This is a genomic window from Bacillus sp. SRB_331 (genome assembly GCF_003264175.1).
In the GTDB taxonomy this organism is placed as follows: domain Bacteria; phylum Bacillota; class Bacilli; order Bacillales; family Bacillaceae_G; genus Bacillus_A; species Bacillus_A mycoides.
In genome coordinates, this window is the sequence record NZ_NADV01000001.1 from 139601 (window position 1) to 156771 (window position 17171).

Annotated in this window: 12 protein-coding genes; 6 read left to right on the plus strand and 6 right to left on the minus strand. The window is 35.1% G+C overall.

Translation table 11 applies throughout. The features are described 5' to 3' along the window. Positions 1–149: 149 nt before the first annotated feature. Positions 150–620 (minus strand): hypothetical protein, encoded by a 471-nt coding sequence (locus B5P42_RS00800; protein ID WP_002010927.1) that lies wholly within the window; start codon positions 618–620, stop codon positions 150–152. A gap of 233 nt (positions 621–853) precedes the next feature. On the opposite strand from B5P42_RS00800, the gene B5P42_RS00805 reads away from it, so the two are divergent. Continuing rightward, on the plus strand, positions 854–2332 hold the full coding sequence (locus B5P42_RS00805) for a SulP family inorganic anion transporter (protein ID WP_113733392.1): 1479 nt from the start codon (positions 854–856) through the stop codon (positions 2330–2332). Between the two features lie 234 nt (positions 2333–2566). After that, positions 2567–2938, plus strand: coding sequence for a hypothetical protein (locus tag B5P42_RS00810; RefSeq protein ID WP_002125538.1), 372 nt, complete (start codon positions 2567–2569; stop codon positions 2936–2938). 70 nt (positions 2939–3008) lie between these two features. On the opposite strand, the gene B5P42_RS00815 is transcribed toward B5P42_RS00810, so the two are convergent. Together B5P42_RS00815 and secA2 are read right to left on the minus strand one after the other, a co-directional pair. Beyond that, a complete protein-coding gene (locus B5P42_RS00815; RefSeq protein ID WP_113733393.1) occupies positions 3009–3890 on the minus strand; it encodes an accessory Sec system S-layer assembly protein in 882 nt (293 codons plus the stop codon). Positions 3891–3901: 11 nt separating this feature from the next. Then, positions 3902–6271 (minus strand): accessory Sec system translocase SecA2, encoded by a 2370-nt coding sequence (gene secA2, locus B5P42_RS00820; protein ID WP_113733394.1) that lies wholly within the window; start codon positions 6269–6271, stop codon positions 3902–3904. A 269-nt stretch (positions 6272–6540) separates the two neighbouring features. On the opposite strand from secA2, the gene B5P42_RS00825 reads away from it, so the two are divergent. The 3 genes from B5P42_RS00825 to B5P42_RS00835 all read left to right on the plus strand — a co-directional run bounded on the left by B5P42_RS00825 (position 6541) and on the right by B5P42_RS00835 (position 12196). Then, a complete protein-coding gene (locus tag B5P42_RS00825; protein ID WP_078203454.1) occupies positions 6541–8061 on the plus strand; it encodes a putative polysaccharide biosynthesis protein in 1521 nt (506 codons plus the stop codon). A gap of 165 nt (positions 8062–8226) precedes the next feature. Then, positions 8227–9327, plus strand: a complete 1101-nt coding sequence (csaB, locus tag B5P42_RS00830; RefSeq protein WP_002010918.1) for a polysaccharide pyruvyl transferase CsaB — start codon at positions 8227–8229, stop codon at positions 9325–9327. A gap of 727 nt (positions 9328–10054) precedes the next feature. Continuing rightward, on the plus strand, positions 10055–12196 hold the full coding sequence (locus B5P42_RS00835; RefSeq protein ID WP_113733395.1) for an S-layer homology domain-containing protein: 2142 nt from the start codon (positions 10055–10057) through the stop codon (positions 12194–12196). A gap of 104 nt (positions 12197–12300) precedes the next feature. Here the strand turns inward: B5P42_RS00835 and patB1 are convergent, their stop codons facing one another. Next, positions 12301–13491 carry a secondary cell wall polysaccharide O-acetyltransferase PatB1 gene (gene patB1 / locus B5P42_RS00840; protein ID WP_033730866.1) on the minus strand — a complete coding sequence of 397 codons (1191 nt, stop codon included), beginning with the start codon at positions 13489–13491 and terminating at the stop codon, positions 12301–12303. Positions 13492–13663: 172 nt separating this feature from the next. Continuing rightward, positions 13664–15079, minus strand: a complete 1416-nt coding sequence (locus tag B5P42_RS00845) for an MBOAT family O-acyltransferase (RefSeq protein ID WP_113733396.1) — start codon at positions 15077–15079, stop codon at positions 13664–13666. A 384-nt stretch (positions 15080–15463) separates the two neighbouring features. Between B5P42_RS00845 and B5P42_RS00850 the strand changes: the two genes are divergently transcribed. Further along, a complete protein-coding gene (locus B5P42_RS00850) occupies positions 15464–15673 on the plus strand; it encodes a putative quinol monooxygenase (protein ID WP_002035192.1) in 210 nt (69 codons plus the stop codon). Between the two features lie 83 nt (positions 15674–15756). Here B5P42_RS00850 and B5P42_RS00855 read toward each other — a convergent pair whose 3' ends face one another. Continuing rightward, positions 15757–17151: an O-antigen ligase family protein gene (locus B5P42_RS00855; protein ID WP_113733397.1), complete on the minus strand. Its 1395-nt coding sequence runs from the start codon at positions 17149–17151 to the stop codon at positions 15757–15759. Positions 17152–17171: the final 20 nt, after the last annotated feature.

Below are 17171 nucleotides of genomic sequence, written 5' to 3' on the forward strand. Positions count from 1 at the left end.
TTATATCGAACGCAACCCTACATATATCGACGTTTCGACAAAGGATATCGGCTTAACTACAAAATAAGACAATGATAGCCTACCTATTAATAAAAAGAGGGCCATCCCCAAAAAAACTGGGACGGCCCTCTTTAGTAGTAAGGAACGTATTATTTGCGTGAGAAACCTTCTTCATCAAGGTATTCCGCAGCTTCTGGATAAGAGTTGAATGTACCGTCTAAGTTTACGCCAGCGTAAACGTTCCACATGTCATCCTCTTGAATAAGAGTTAGGATATGTCCGTCTTCGTTACGCCATTCTTCTTCGGCAGCAGGTTCCATTGGTGCTACAATTTCCTCTTGCTCCTGTGATAGACGTTCAATTACTTTTTCAATTAATGAACGCAGTTCTTCTTCTGAAAACTCGCGGATGTTAATCATGCCTTTATCATCTGTTCTATAACCTTTAATGAAGTTTGCATATACAAATCCGTTTCCATTTGGGTGTAAATGATATACAACGTTCTTTTTATCTAAACGACTTTCTTCAAAGTGAAAGTTTACGCGTTTTAATGATACGTTCTTTCTTTCTAATTCCGGGAAAGATTCAATAATCGATAATTTTTCTTCAAAAGTTAGCATAGTGCCTCCAAGTATATAGTAAAAGATTTAATTTGTTCATTATAGCATAGTCAAGTTTGTTTCCAAAGGTAGATTCGTCATATTGCTGTTTTTTAGTTTGACTTGGGAAGGCTATTTGTAAATGTAGACGCTTACTTCACGAGACTGTAAAGAGTTTTTTATAAATACGCTAACGAATGATTTGTTTTAGATGTACAATGGAACGTGGACTTTATAAGAAGGTGGTTATTTATATGTTTCAAAAAATAGCAAAGGAATGTTTAGCAGGGTTTACTGTTGCGATTGTTGCTTTGCCGCTAGCGATTGCATTTGGTATTGCTGCAACGGGAACGTCTGAGGGAGCACTTGTCGGATTGTATGGTGCAATTTTTGCAGGTTTGTTTGCGGCGTTATTTGGCGGTACACCGGGGCAAGTAACGGGTCCTACTGGGCCGATTACAGTTATTGCAACGGGCGTTATTGCAACTCACGGATTAGAAGCAAGTTTTATTGCATTTATGATGGCGGGGTTATTTCAAATTTTATTTGGTGTATGTAAGCTCGGCTCTTACGTTCGTTACATTCCGTATCCTGTTGTTTCAGGGTTTATGAATGGGATTGCACTGATTATTATTTTAGGTGAAATGAAGCACGTACAAAATAGCTTTCTGCTTGTGTTATTAACGATCATTGTAATGATTGTTTCTGGAAAATGGATTAAGGCCATTCCATCAAGTTTAGTAGCATTAGTGGGTGTTACAGTAACGTTGCCGTTATTTTCTTCTATGCTACAAGGAATTACGGTAAACTTACCAGTTGTAGGAACTCTTTCTTTAAATAAGATGATTGAAAAAATAGGTGCAATTCCAGAGGCGATGCCATCTCTTCACGTACCGAATTTAGACGCAAATGGCATGTTAGCACTTGTATTACCAGCACTTAGTATTGCTTTACTAGGATCAATTGACTCGTTATTAACGTCTGTCGTAATGGATAATGTGACGGGGACACGTCATAAAAGTAATAAAGAGTTAATCGGACAAGGTATTGGCAATATTGCGAGTGGTTTGTTCGGTGGATTAGCAGGAGCAGGTGCAACTGTTAGATCTATCGTCAATATAAGAAGCGGGGGGAAGACGGCACTGTCGGCTTGTATGCATAGTGTCATATTATTTATTTTCATTATGGGACTCGGTTCAGTGGTACAATATATTCCGCTTGCTGTATTATCAGGTATTTTAATTTTAACTGGCATCGGGATGTTTGATTGGGAAAGCATGAAGAAAGCACATGTAGCGCCAAGAGGTGATGTGATTGTTATGTTCGTGACGATGGTTGTGACAGTGAAATTCGATTTAATGGTTGCTGTTGCGTTTGGCATTATTCTTTCCTTCATTATATACATGGTGAAGTGTAAAGAACGTAAAGCTTCTATTATAAAAGAAAAAGAAGCGACGTATACGATTCAGGGACCACTTTCATTTCTATCAGTAGATCGTATTTTTGCTTCTTTACAAGATGTGAAGTCACCAGTTAGTTTGCGTATGAAAGATGTACGTTATATGGATGTATCAGGAGCTATGGCGTTATTAAACTTTGTTGAGCAATCGGATAAAGCAGGAGTGCGTGTGACACTTGAACATGTACATCCGCATGTTAAAAAGACGATAGTAATGATGGCGAATGATGAGCAAAAAGAGAAACTGCAGTTTTTAAAAGTTAAGGCAATATAACAATAAGAACCTTCACATGAATTGCGTTATAGAGTGTGAAGGTTCTTATTATTTGTATATGTGCTTACTATGTATAAAATCATTATATCTAAATGTTATACGTTTGTTGACAATTGATTTTCTACACAGTATAGTAACATCTTAGATTAGCAATGTGCTATTATAAGAAGGTATATGAATTTTGAGATTCCTTTATATTCAGAAGGAAGAGCTTTAAGCTGGAGGGAATATTTGATGTACAAACAGTTACCACATGGAGTGAAGATCGGGATTACACGATCAATTGTTGTTTCTTTTGAGAGATATATGAAAGAAATTGAATGGAATGAAGAAAAATTTGATATGCAGCAATTTGTTGAACAGTGGAAACAATATTTATACACAAAATCAACTTGGATTAATAAAGTAGATGACGAGTTGAAAGGACATCCAGATTTCCATCAAGCATTAGCGATGAAAGTAAATGAAAAAATTAATGAGCTTATTAGTGAGCAGCCGAGCGAAGAACAATTAGAGCTGTTAAACAAGAGCGAAGTAAAGCATGTAGATGAAATGTGTAAACTAGAAGCTGAGTATCATATTGAACGTTTATTAGTAACGAAGTAGATTTTACATAAAAAATAGAGCCTATCCTAAAGGTGTGATGACCATCTTTTAGGATAGGCTTTTTTGTATATTAGTCTTGTGGTACAAATGCTTTCCAGCTAGATAAATCCATATTTTGTTTCAAGATGGATGAAGCAGGGAAAACAAATGACCACGGTTTTGTAGTATTCGCTTTAATTTCAAGATTCGGTAACGTGAAAGCACCTTTAACAACGACTTCTCCAGAAGCATCTTCAATATGAAGAGGAAGTTGTTCTAGTTGAATGTTATCTTTACAGCCGTTACGAATTAGAAGTGTTGTATGTAAATCACCGTTCTCTTTCAGTGCGGCTTGTAAACCTAGGAAGTTAATTTCACCTTCATTTGGAGGTGTTAAATTGTCTACAAAATTACGTAAAGCATCTTTGCTTGCTTCAGGTAACTGAGATTCCCAAGATGGATCTAAATCTAGTTGATGCTTACTTTCAAGTTCGAAAGCTAATTCCCAATCTGATTGAGATAGTTCAGCTTCCGTTATTGTTTCTTGCTCAAATGTAAATACGAAAGGCATATTCACGTTTTCAGGAATATCGCCAAGTGCAGATAGGTTAAATGTTTTACGTGCGCACAGCTTTTTATCTTTGTTTAATAGAAGTAATGTAACTTCTTCGAAAGAAATTGGTTTTGGGACACTGCTGCGAATGAATGCAGCTACATCGTATGCGCCATCACGTTTTTCAATTTCAATTCCTGATAAAGAAATTTGATATTCTTGTAAACGTGGTAATTCTTTATGTAAAAATTGATAAATGTATTTTTGTTCTTGTGCTACGTTACCCCAGCTAGGATGGAAGTAAAGAACTGGCTTTACCGTTTTATTTTGAGAAGTAGTTTCTTCTTGTCCAAATAATTGATTACTAGAAACAGTAGTATCTTTTCCTTTTTTCTTTGCCTTTTTCAGGAATGATAACATAAATTTTCACCTCATGATTGTACGTTTTCTGGAACTGCTAAATGTCTCGCGATATATCGGCACATTTCTTTTTCAAAATTACCGTAAGTGTATAAGAAAATATCCAAACCTTCTTTTTGGTAAAGGCGAGTTGGATCTTCTTGTTGATATTGTCTTAAGCCAATACCTTCTTTCAAGTGAGTCATTGCATCTAAGTGATTTACCCAGTTTTGATCTAGGAAGTGTAAACCAACGTAGCGCAGTGATTGTTGTAAATCCACATGGTCATTTAATTCTTGTACACGTTCGATATAACTAGAAATTGTATCTTTTAAAACGATTTGTAAATCCTCAGGCGAATGTACGTCGTTCGCAGATAATGGCGGCAAAGTTTCAACCGCTAAAACTTCTTTAATAGATGCTGTTAAACTAGTGAAATCCCATTCTTCAGGAAGCATTCCTTCGAAAAGGTGCTGCTTAGCAATTGCATCCACAGAGTGTTCAATCATTGGAATAACAAGTTCTATCATATTTGTTTCTTCTTTTAGAAGGTTGTTACGTAGTGTGTATATAACATTACGTTGATCATTAATTACGTCATCTAATTTTAAATTATATTCACGCATTGAGAAATGACCACCTTCACAAATTAATTGTGTACGGTTAATGAAATCATGAACTTTAGATGTATTAATAAGTCCCGTTTTGTCAGGTTTCAGTGATTTTTCCAACTTTTCTACTTCTTCGTGAGCAAAGCGCTTTAGCATCTCATCTTCTAAAGATAGGAAAAATTGAGAGCTTCCCGGATCACCTTGGCGACCAGCTCGTCCTTTAAGCTGGTTATCAACGCGGCGAGATTCATGACGTTCTGTTCCAATTACATGTAATCCACCAAGGGCGTGGACACCTTCTCCTAGTAAAATATCAGTACCTCGGCCTGCCATATTTGTAGCGATTGTAATTTGACCTTTTTGCCCAGCAGTTGCAATTAAGTCTGCTTCTTGCTCTGCACTTTTAGCGTTTAATAATTGATACTTTATGTTTGCTTCATCTAAATAACGAGCAACAGTTTCAGATTGCAAGATAGACATCGTCCCAATTAAAATAGGGCGCCCTTGCTTATGCTGTTTTAGAACTTCTTCACGCACAGCTTTATATTTATCATCAGCTGTTACATATACTACGTCATTTTTATCTTCACGAAGAATAGGACGGTTCGTTGGAATTGGAATAACTTCCATATTATATACACGGTTGAATTCTTTTTCTTCCGTTTTTGCGGTACCTGTCATACCTGATAATGCCGGATACATACGGAAGAAGTTTTGAATTGTAATAGAAGCTTGTGTTTGGTTTTCTTCTGTAATTTCTAAACCTTCTTTTGCTTCTAGTGCTTGATGTAAGCCGTCACTTAAAGAGCGACCATCCATAACACGTCCTGTGAAAATATCTACAAGTAGTATTTTTTCATCATGCACAATATAGTCAACGTCAAGCTGGAAAGCGACATTGGCACGTAATGATTGAATCATATAATGGTATAGAGTTTGATGCTCTAAATCATATAAGTTATCGATGTCAAATAAATCTTCTATTTTTGTAATACCGTCTTCTGTAAAACTAGCTGATTTCGATTCTGCATCATATGTATAGTGAAGGGTATCTTGGAATGATTTAATAACTTTTGCACATAAATAATGCAAATCAGAGCTACCTGATTTCTTCCCAGCAATGATAAGTGGCGTTTTCGCCTCATCAATTAAAACGCTATCAATCTCATCGATAATAGCAAAGTGATAGGGGCGCTGAACTTGATCATTTTGTGAAGCAGCCATATTATCGCGAAGATAGTCAAAGCCAAACTCTGTTCCAATACCGTATGTAATATCAGCTTTGTACGCAAGTTTCTTTTCAGAAGGATCGATTTGAGGAATATTTAATCCAACTTGTAAGCCTAGAAATTCATGAACTTGGCCAATTAACTCTTTATCACGCTTCGCTAAGTAATCGTTTACAGTAATAACATGAACGCCTTTTCCTTCAAGGGCACGTACATATGTTGGGAGAGAGGAGACTAATGTTTTTCCTTCACCAGTTGGCATCTCCGCAATATTACCTTCTAGTAATACAAGTCCTCCGATTAACTGTACATCGTAATGGCGTAATCCAAGCACGCGTTTTGCGGCTTCGCGTACAACAGCGAATGCTTCTACTTTTATGTCATCAACTGTTTTACCATCCTTAAGCATACTTTTGAATGTGACAGTTTTGTGACGTAATTCTTCGTCAGGTAAATCAGCCATTTGTTTTTCCAAATCATTAATATCTTGAACGAGTTGTTCATATTTTTTTAGCTTTCTTTTTTGAGAATCTCCTAACAATTTCTTTACCGAATTCAGCATGTTGTAAACACTCCTCTTACTGACAATAGCTACATTATAGCACATGTTTATCTTGAACAAGTAGAAGTAGTAAATTGAAGAAAATACTGGATAAAAAAACATATATATGGCACATATTATATTTAAAACATAAAAAGAAAGAGAGTATTCAATATATAAGAAATTTGGTATGATAACTAAATGAGATAAAGTGATGATTCTCAAGATGAATGAATAATATGGATTTAATATTTTATGTAGATTATATATTGAAAGAAAAGAGATAGAAGATGAATAAAAAGTTTGTAAAAGGCGCTGCGATTTTAACCGTTACAACGTTTATATCGAAAGTAGTGGGGAGTTTTTTTCAAATTCCATTGCAAAATATAGCAGGGGATGAAGTACTTGGAATTTTTCGCCTTGTTTTTCCTGTATATATGATAGCCTTAACTTTATCAGTAGCGGGAGTCCCGCTAGCAATATCCCAGTTAATAGCTGATCTTCATGAAAAGAATGATCGTGACGGAATAGCTAAATTGTTTACGTCCGCATCTATTATCGGTGTTATATTTGGGGTGCTCGGATTTTTAATTATTATCATTGGATCGAGTGGCATTGCAAATATGCTTGGTGGGCAAGAGACGAGGCTAGCATTAATTGTTACTTCGTTTGCTTTATTAATCGCACCGTATATGGCAGTGTACCGTGGATATTTCCAAGGGTTCGGAGATATGATACCTACTGGTGTATCACAAGTAATTGAACAGTTGATACGCGTATTCTTTATGCTAACAATAGCCTATATATTTGTATATTGGAATAAAGGTAGTGATATCATAACAGGCGGAGCAATGATTGGTTCTTGTTTTGGTGTTATTACGTCACTCATATATTTGCGAATGAAATATGTGAAAAGCACGTATCGCTATAAGAGCGAAACATATTCATTACAAGATTTTAAGACAAATGCGAAAAACATACTTCGTGTTTCAATTCCAATTGCAATCGGAGCGTTATCGATGCCTGTTTTAAATTTAGTTGATTCTGTAACAATTCCACATGTGCTACATGAATCTTCTACAACTATTCAGGAACAATTTGGTATATATAGCCGTGGTTTTGCATTTACGCAATTAATTGTTGTATTTGCAAGTGCGATAGTATTTCCGTTAATTCCATTATTAACAGCTGCTTTAACAAAAAAAGATATAGCTTTAGCTAAACTGACAGTAAAACGTACAAATGAATTTGCGCACGTTTTAACAATGCCGATAACGATATGGCTTATGGCGCTTGCAGTACCGCTTAATGTTGCATTATTTACAGATACAAAAGGAAGTGGCATGTTAGCTATTTTAATTGGTAGCTCGTATTTCACATCACTTATGGTATTATCAATAGGAATCTTGCAAGGGATTAATCGTTCGATGCAAGCAGCATGGATTGTCATCGGTGTAAGTTTTGTAAAAATTGTATTAAATATAGCGCTAGTAAACCAATTCGGTATAAATGGAGCAGCGTATAGTACTCTAATTATTTATATAATGATTTGTATCGCAAATCATATTTATATTAGAAAAGATCTTTCCTATCCAATAGCTATAGGGAAATTTTTGGCTGTGATTGGAGTATCTAGTATTTTAGGTATAGCATTATACTTTGGGTCTACATTAATCAATGTGACAGATTCCAGGATTTTAGCAATGATATATAGTGCTGTAGCGCTAAGTATAGCTTCAGTGTTATATGGCATATGTGCATTGAAACTAAACTGGATATCGAAAGAACAAATTCCATTTTTACGTAAATAAAATCGTTGATTATAGAAAATGAACAATATTATACATGGGTATGACTTGTTAGATGTTTGTGAAAGAAATCAATTTGAAGTTATCAAACCTTTCTCGGCAAGGAATGGATAACAATTTGTTTAATTACAAAAAGAGTTGATTGCGAAATGTTGGAGGAGATTAAGAGTGCGGTTAGTTTTATCAGGATATTATGGTTTTTATAATGTTGGGGACGAAGCAATTTTGCAATCAATTATTAAAGCGCTACATGAAGAGGATCCTACTCTTGAGCTTGTTGTACTTTCAAATGACCCCGACTATACAAGAAAAATGTACGGTGTAGAAGCAGTAAACCGATGGGATATAAGAGCGATTTACCGAGAAATAAAGAGAAGTAATGGTTTAATTAGCGGAGGCGGAAGTCTCTTACAAGATAAGACGAGTATTAAGAGTATTTTATACTATACGGGTATTATGCGGCTTGCCCGTTTTTTGAAAAAGCCGTATTATATTTACGCCCAAGGAATCGGACCTATTACGAAGAAGCAAAATCGTTTATTAGTGAAATGGCATGTATCAAAGGCTGAATATATATCAGTACGTGATGAAGACTCTTTTTTGTACTTAAAAGAAATTGGTATTAAGAAAGACATCGAACTTGTTCCAGATCCAGTATTAGCTTGTCAGCCAGAAGAAAAGAAATCCGATTGGCTTCAAAAACATGCGCTGCAAGGAAAGGTCGTTGCGGTTAGTGTAAGGTACTGGGATGCAAAAGAAGATTATATGAAGAAGTTAGCAGATACGCTGAAAAAGCTTAAGCAAGAGGGATACCATATTTTATTTGTACCGATGCATGGACCATTTGATCAAAATGCATCAAGGGATATCATTAATTTGATGGGAGAAGAAGCGCACATGCTCCCTTATAAAATGGATATTCATGAGAAAATCTCTATTTTATCAGAATGCTCTCTTTTAATAGGAATGAGACTGCATGCTCTTATATTATCGGCAGTTGCAAACACGCCTATGATTGGAATTTCATATGATCCAAAGATCGATTCGTTTTTACAACAAGTAAATCAGCCGATTATTGGGAATGTGGATGGAGACTGGACGACAGCAACATTACATAGTATGGCGATTAAACAATTAGAGCAGACAGAATATGTACAGGAAACGTTAGGACAAAGGGTAGAGGAATTGCGAGAGCAAATTTCCATAGCGTCCAAATATATTATTAATGACTTACATGCAAAAGAGTCTATAAAAAGAGGAATGGAATAGAGGCCATTCCTCTTTTTATTCAATAATTGAGTAGAAAAAAGAACAGGGATCACCTGTTCTTTTTTGCTATGTAAGTAAGAATTCGAAAGAGAAGCGTATGAAAGAAAAAATAAAATGCCGACAAAAAATACAAAAATGTAGAATAATGTCGAAAAAAATAACAGATTAAAGGTTTGGTTGTTCCGGAATAGGCATGTTTTTATCTTAAAATCTTAACATTAGCATATAAAGAATATTGGTATAAAGCGTTTTATATAAAAGTACTTGGATAATGAAGTGGGTTTTGTTCAAAAAAATAAATTTAAGAATAATGCCGAAAGTTATAAAAACGTCGTGTCGATTAACGTCGTAATATCTTTATAATTAGATATTGAAATTGCAAACGTTTTTCTGCTATAGTTGTAAATGGTTATACAAATATTGCTCAAATGTAGTTCTGACGAATTGTTTCGTACATTTAAAATATTCTGATTTTATAATCGGGTTATTTGAATTAAAAGTCGAAAAAAGTGAACGTTAGAATTACGCAAATTCACTTTTTTGTCGAATTTAAGGATTTAAATTCGGGTAAAAACGGTGTAATATGTTTATTATTCTATATTATGGAATCATTTCTATATGTAGGATATTAACTACATTTATATTTACTAGTTTCAACATTAAATAGAATATCTATTTAAAACATTATGGAACTAGTATTACATTCCTGAAGGAGGAAATATATAAAATGGCAAAGACTAACTCTTACAAAAAATTAATCGCTGGTACAATGACAGCAGCAATGGTAGCAGGTGTTGTATCTCCAGTAGCAGCAGCAGGTAAATCATTCCCAGACGTTGAACCTGGTTCTTGGAGTGCAGAGTACATTGATTATTTAGTAGCAAAAAAAGCAATCGAAGGTAAACCAGACGGAACATTCGCTCCAGCTGAAGCAATTGACCGTGCTTCTGCTGCGAAAATTATGGCAATTACATTAGGTTTAGAAGTTAAAGAGGGTGCAAAACCATCTTTCAAAGATGCTCAAGATTCATGGGCTGCTAAATATATCGCAGCTGTTGAACAAGCTGGTGTGGTTCAAGGGGATGAATCTGGTAAGTTTAATCCAAACAACCAAATTGACCGTGCTTCTATGGCAACAATGATCGTAAAAGCATACAAATTAGAAAGTAAAGTAAGCGGAGAATTAGAAACTAAATTCCCTGATTTAGACAAACACTGGGGTAAAAAAGCTGCTAACATCCTAGTTGCTTTAGATATCACTAATGGTACTGGAAATGGTTGGGAGCCAGATAAATCTGTGACTCGTGCAGAAGCTGCTAAATTCATTGCTAAGACTGACAAAGATTTCGGTAAAGAAGCAGTAACAGTTGAATCTGCTAAAGCAGTTACAACTCAAAAAGTAGAAGTACAAGTTACAAAACGCGGTGGTTTAACAGTTTCTAACACTGGTATTATTACAGTGAAAAACCTTGATACACCAGCTTCTGCAATTAAAAACACTGTATTTGCGGTAGATGCAGATAAAAACGGTGTAGTATACGGTAATAAACTTACTGGAAAAGACTTTAAGCTAAACAGCCAAAACTTAGTTGTTGGTGAAAAAGCACAAATTCATAACGTAGTTGCTACAATTGCTGGAGAAGATAAAGTTGTTGATCCAAACTCAATCAGCATTAAATCTTCAAACCACGGTATTATTTCTGTAGTAAACAACTATATTACTGCTGAGGCTGCTGGTGAAGCTACACTTACTATTAAAGTAGGCGATGTAACGAAAGACGTTAAATTTAAAGTAACTACTGATTCTCGTACATTAAAATCAGTAAAAGCTAACCCAGACAAATTACAAGTTGTTCAAAATAAAACATTACCTGTTACATTCGTAACAACTGACCAATATGGCGATCCATTTGGTGCTAACACAGCTGCAATTAAAGAAGTTCTTCCGAAAACTGGTGTAGTTGCAGAAGGTGGATTAGATGTAGTAACGACTGATGCTGGTTCAATTGGTACAAAAACTGTTGGTATTACAGGTAACGAAGTTGGCGAAGGTACAGTTCACTTCCAAAACGGTAACGGCGATACTTTAGGTTCATTATATGTGAACGTAACAGAAGGTAACGTTGCATTCAAAAACTTCGAGCTTGTATCTAAAGTAGGTCAATATGGCCAATCACCTGATACAAAACTTGACCTAAATGTTTCTAACACAGTTGCATATCAATTATCTAAGTACACTTCAGATCGCGTATATTCTGATCCTGAAAACTTAGAAGGTTATGTAGTTGAATCTAAAAATCCAGCTGTAGCTGAAGCTAAAATTGTTGGAAATAAAGTTGTTGTTAAAGGTTTAAAACCAGGTAAAGTTGATATCCACTTAACGAAAAATGGTGCAACTGCTGGTAAAGCGACAATCGAAATCGTTCAAGAGAAAATCGCTATTAAATCTGTAAACTTCAAACCAGTTCAAACAGAAAACTTCGTTGAGAAGAAAATTAACATCGGTACTGTGTTAGAACTTGAAGGCAGTAACCTTGATGATATCGTTAAAGGTATTAACTTAACGAAAGAAACACAACATAAAGTACGTGTTGTAAAATCTGGTGACAACCAAGGTAAACTTTATCTTGATACAAATGGTAATGCTCACTTCGATTTATTCGATCAAGACCTTGGTCATGTAACAGTATCTCAAACAAGTGATTCTGTACTTCCAAACTTCAATCCAGACATTTACAATACTTTAACTACTAAGTACACTGACAAAGGTACATTAGTATTCAAAGTATTAGGTGAGAAAGATGTTCTAACAAGCGAAATTGGTTCACAAGCTGTACACGTGAACGTGCTTAACAACCCAAATCTATAAGTTGATTATAGATAGAGTGAAAAATCAGTGGGGATTTATCCCCACTGATTTTTTTTCGTAAATATCGAAAAGAAGCCTCTTGTAATTTTTACAAGAGGCTTCTTTTATTGTTTAACCTTAAACATATCCCCACTCAAATTCGAATCACTATACACGAACAATACCATGTTAATATTGTTGTCTTTAATGTATTGATATACATCCTTTTCGTGATAGTGACGTAGATCGAGGATGGATGTATGCTTAAAGCTTTGTGCTAAATGTGGCACGATTGCGTTTGCGAATGAGTCTTTTAGGACTAAGGCGCGTACTTCATTTGGTGCATTGTTATTTTCGATGACGATTTCTGGATAGTCATTTGCATAATAACCTGCGTATGATGTTGTATCATTTTGTTTTTCTACGCCGTATAGTTCATCTAATGTGCGATATACTGTGCCATTTACATCTTTTGCGGCTACGCTCGTAAAGTTGAAACCGTCTTTCGGTGTGTAGTAGCATAGTTTTTCTCCAGTCGCATCGATCAGTTGGTAAAGCTGGTTGTTAAAGCTTCCGACTAGATGTGTATTTGGAGCACACGTACGAGTGTAATCTTCTTTTTTTATTTCTTTTCCTTTATATATAGAAGATTGTTGCGCGATTGTGTTCATTATATATTGATAGCCTAAGAAGGCACCATCCATATTCCAGTGATGGTCTGTTTTAAAGTACATACTTTGTATTTCTTCATTTGTATAGTTTTTCTTAAAATAATCCATGAGTTTAATTGGCTTTACGTCCGCAGGAAGTTTATTTAGAAAGTAATTTAAATTTTCCTGTGCATATGTGTGAATATGAGAAGGTAATTTAAATGATAAAGCATTCGTTTTGGACGGTGGTAAAGCAAAGTAAAACTCAATATTTTGTTCTTTTAAAAACTGAGATAAGTCGTTTACAGCTGGCATAGCTTGGTCAATCTCATTATATTTTGTAGCCCAAGCAGGGTTTTTTAGAAGCCATTTATCATCTGTTAGAATAATATCGTTAATGAGAGACTTGCCCATTTTAATTTGGGTAAGTGTATAGTTTTTTATGAGATCATCTCTTCCGATTAATTGATCGTTTGTATATGTCTCAAAGTCTTTAAAGAAACTACCATTTAAGGCAACTTCTTTTGTAAGAGCTGGTTTTTGAGCGAGCGGACGATTTTCAACGGGCGAAACTGCTCGGTCAGTTTTGAGAAGCGATAATATGCCAAATGAAAAGATAATGGTGAGAAAACCGATAAACAGGATGAGGTTCCCCAATTTTTTCATAATAACTTTTCCTTCCTACATAAAGTGAAACTTTAATCAGTGGGGGTCTTGTTCATCCACCACTGATTATCAGCCTTAACCAATCGGGCTTTTCCGGGCAGCCCACCCCCAACTTAACTTCTTTGCTTTCGCTGAATTTTGAGGTGGACAGCCCGGAAAATAGCGGGATAAGTTAAAACCTGAAATAAATAAATGGATTATATGTTGAGTTAATCAAGTACATAACCGAAATCATAAATAATGTTAGTAATAATATAGGACGTACAAATTGCATCGTGAACATATACGTTTTTGGCTCAAGTTCTAGTATGTTTTTAATTCGTTTTAAAATTGGTGTCGCTGCGATAAAGGCAATGATAAATATGACAATGTATTCATGTATATATAGCATTGTGTTGTCATCGATGAAAGATTGCCTCCCTATGCCAAACATCGCTTTTAAATATTGGAACGAGTAGGCGAAGTTATCAGCTCGGAAGAAGACCCAACCGATCATAACGATTATTAATACGTATGCATGTTGCAGCGGTTTCCATAGTTTGTTTAATATTTTTTCGAATCCAGCTTTTTCAATCGAGATAATAAAGCCGTAATATAATCCCCAGGCGATAAATGTCCAGCTTGCCCCGTGCCATAAACCGGTTAATCCCCATACGATGAAGAGGTTACGGTAATTTGCTAGTTTGGATACACGGTTTCCGCCGAGCGGAATGTATATATAGTCGCGGAACCAAGAGCCTAGTGTAATATGCCATCTTCTCCAAAATTCTGAAATGGATTTCGAGATGTACGGATAATTGAAGTTTTTCGGGAAATCAAATCCGAACATTTTTCCAAGTCCAATTGCCATATCAGAGTATCCTGAGAAATCGAAATAGATTTGAAGTGTATAGGCGATAATACCAATCCAAGCCGTTCCAGCGCTCATTTCAGACGGTGGTAAGGCAAAGATTTTATCTGCGACAAATCCAACTTGATTGGCGATTAACATTTTTTTCGCTAACCCTAAAACGAAAATTTGGATACCTTCTGTAAATCGTTCAAAAGAATGGATGCGCGTTTTAATTTGATCAGCAACGATATTGTAACGAACGATTGGTCCGGCAATAAGCTGCGGGAAAATTGATATATATAGTGCTAAGTTAAGTGGATTCTTTTGAACTGCGCCATCTTTACGGTATATATCGATGACGTATGACATCGCTTGGAACGTATAGAATGAAATTCCAATCGGAAGTGGAATAGGTTCCACATGAATAGATAAATGCAAAGTTTGATTTAAAATGTCTGTGAAAAAGGAAATATATTTAAAATAAGAAAGTAATAAAATATTTCCGACCACAGCCATAATTAAAAATGTGACTTTCATATTTTTTCGTTTATCATAATGATGCACGAGTAGGCCGAAGCAGTAGTTTAAAAGAATAGAAAAGAGCATTAAGAGGACGAATCGAGGTTCTCCCCATGCATAGAAAATTAAACTAAATGCAAGTAATACGAAATTACGTAGCTCGGCACGCACTATAAAATAGAAAAATAATACGAGAGGTAAAAAGATAAATAAGAAAACAGAACTACTAAATACCAAAGGACTCTCCTCACTTTTTTCAAAATACATTTCGTGCAAAAAAAACCGACATATCTATTATATATTCTTTTATATAATAGTGCCTTTAATATTTTAGCATGTTAATAATTCAATTAAAATAATTATTCTATATAAATAGATTCTAATTTAATACATAAGAAAGGTGGGCAATTCAGTGTTTTTTTTAATGGAAAAGAAGGTATTTGAGTGATTTATGGGGATTATTAATTTTGAGATAAGAGAAGTGACATAACTAAGGAGGAGAATAGGGAGTAAATTCGGATTGTATGGCAAATTTATCGTGGAAGAAAGTAATCGAGATATATTAGCAGACATTTTGTTAGAGGTGAAGGAATCAATGCAGTCATTAGGGATACTTGTGAAGTGTATAGTGTAAGTACTTCTGATGATGAACCGAATGCTGTATATGTTTTTGAGGTATGGGATAGCGAAGATGCGCACCAGGCATCTTTAACTTTAGAGTCTACGCAAAATTTAATTAAACGAGCAAAACCACTTATTACTGGAGCAGAAAGAATTAGTACTTTGAATACTAGAGGCGGTAAGGGAGTGTTAGGACAAAAAAACGCTTAGAGAATTATTTCTCTAAGCGTTTTTTTATTCATTTATCCCGATGGTGGGGGATGAGCAAAAGCCCCACTGAATAAGGTTTCACGTTATTCCGCCTCTAAATCAACAATTAAGTAAGCGAGTATTACGACGAAGAAAATACTAACGGACGGCGCTGTTAATACGTGGCCGGACATAAAGCCGATTCCAAGTGATAGTACAACGGTGCTAGCTAATAGCATATATTTCACAGTTAATATTTTCTTAAAGTTTGTTATGATGCTGAGTAATAATTTAATACCGAAGTAAAGGAATGGTATGAAGTAAATAAGAGAACCGATGATTCCGAATGCAAAGAATATGTCATGGAAGTCCATTTCGATTAATTTAATTTTAACCGTATAGTTACCAGCATAGCCCATTCCGAATAATTTTTGTGATAGTGGTGCGTCTTTATAGTATTGTTTGTATACTTTTAAAAACTTATCGCGATCACTGTAAATTAAACTTTTGACCTCAGAGTCTGTTAGCTCACCTTTTGCATGTTTTTTCTCTGCGTCAGGATCTTCTTTAATTATTTTTCCTTCTTTTCTATCCTTTTCTTCTTGTACTGATTTTTTGTATTCGTATATTTGCATGTGGATGCCCATATTTTTTGCGATAGGAGTATGCGGTGTAAGGGCAATTAAACCTCCTAGTATAATAGCGGCAACAACTGTATTTACGAGATATGTGAATCCTTTTCCTTCTTTTTTGCGATGAACCATATATTCAATGAATGAGAATAAAAGTGCCACGCCAAGCGTTAGAACAATTGCACCATATCCTACTTTCGTTCCGACCATAATACTTGCATACATCGCGAGTATTGTTGGAATCCAGTAATAGATTTTCGAGAAAGAAGTTGTTTTATAAATCGAATATAACACTACGATTGGGAACATAATTGCAAAAATAGAACTTAAATCATTTCCAGCAAAGAACCAACCTCTTGAACCGATCTTTGAGTGAGGGTAGCTTGGGAAATCTGTACTAGTTTGCATTGCAACAATTAGTGTGATGCTTAAAATTAAAGTTGCATATAAGAAATATGTAATGATTTTATGAAATGTATATTCTTTATTTTTTAACTCTTTAAAGGCGATAATATATCCAAACAGTAGCACAATTGGATATATGCTCTTTAAAATAAATTTCACTTCTTCGCCAAATGAAATTGGAGATTTAATCATCATATTATTTGCAAGACCAATTGCTAGTACGATACCGAGTAGGCATAAATAGAGAATGTACTTTTTCGCTCCATGTTGATTTCTATGAAGAAGTAGATAACCTAATGCAAGAAGCATAAAGGCGAAACGGACTACGATTCCAACTGTTGCGCTCATGTGTAATACATAGATTGAAAAAGACGTTAATAAATCTAAAATTGGTTGAAACACAATGAATAGCAATAGGAAATGCGGGAAGTAGTTATCCGTTTGTTTCAACTTATTAACCATATATTCCTCCATTTCTTCAT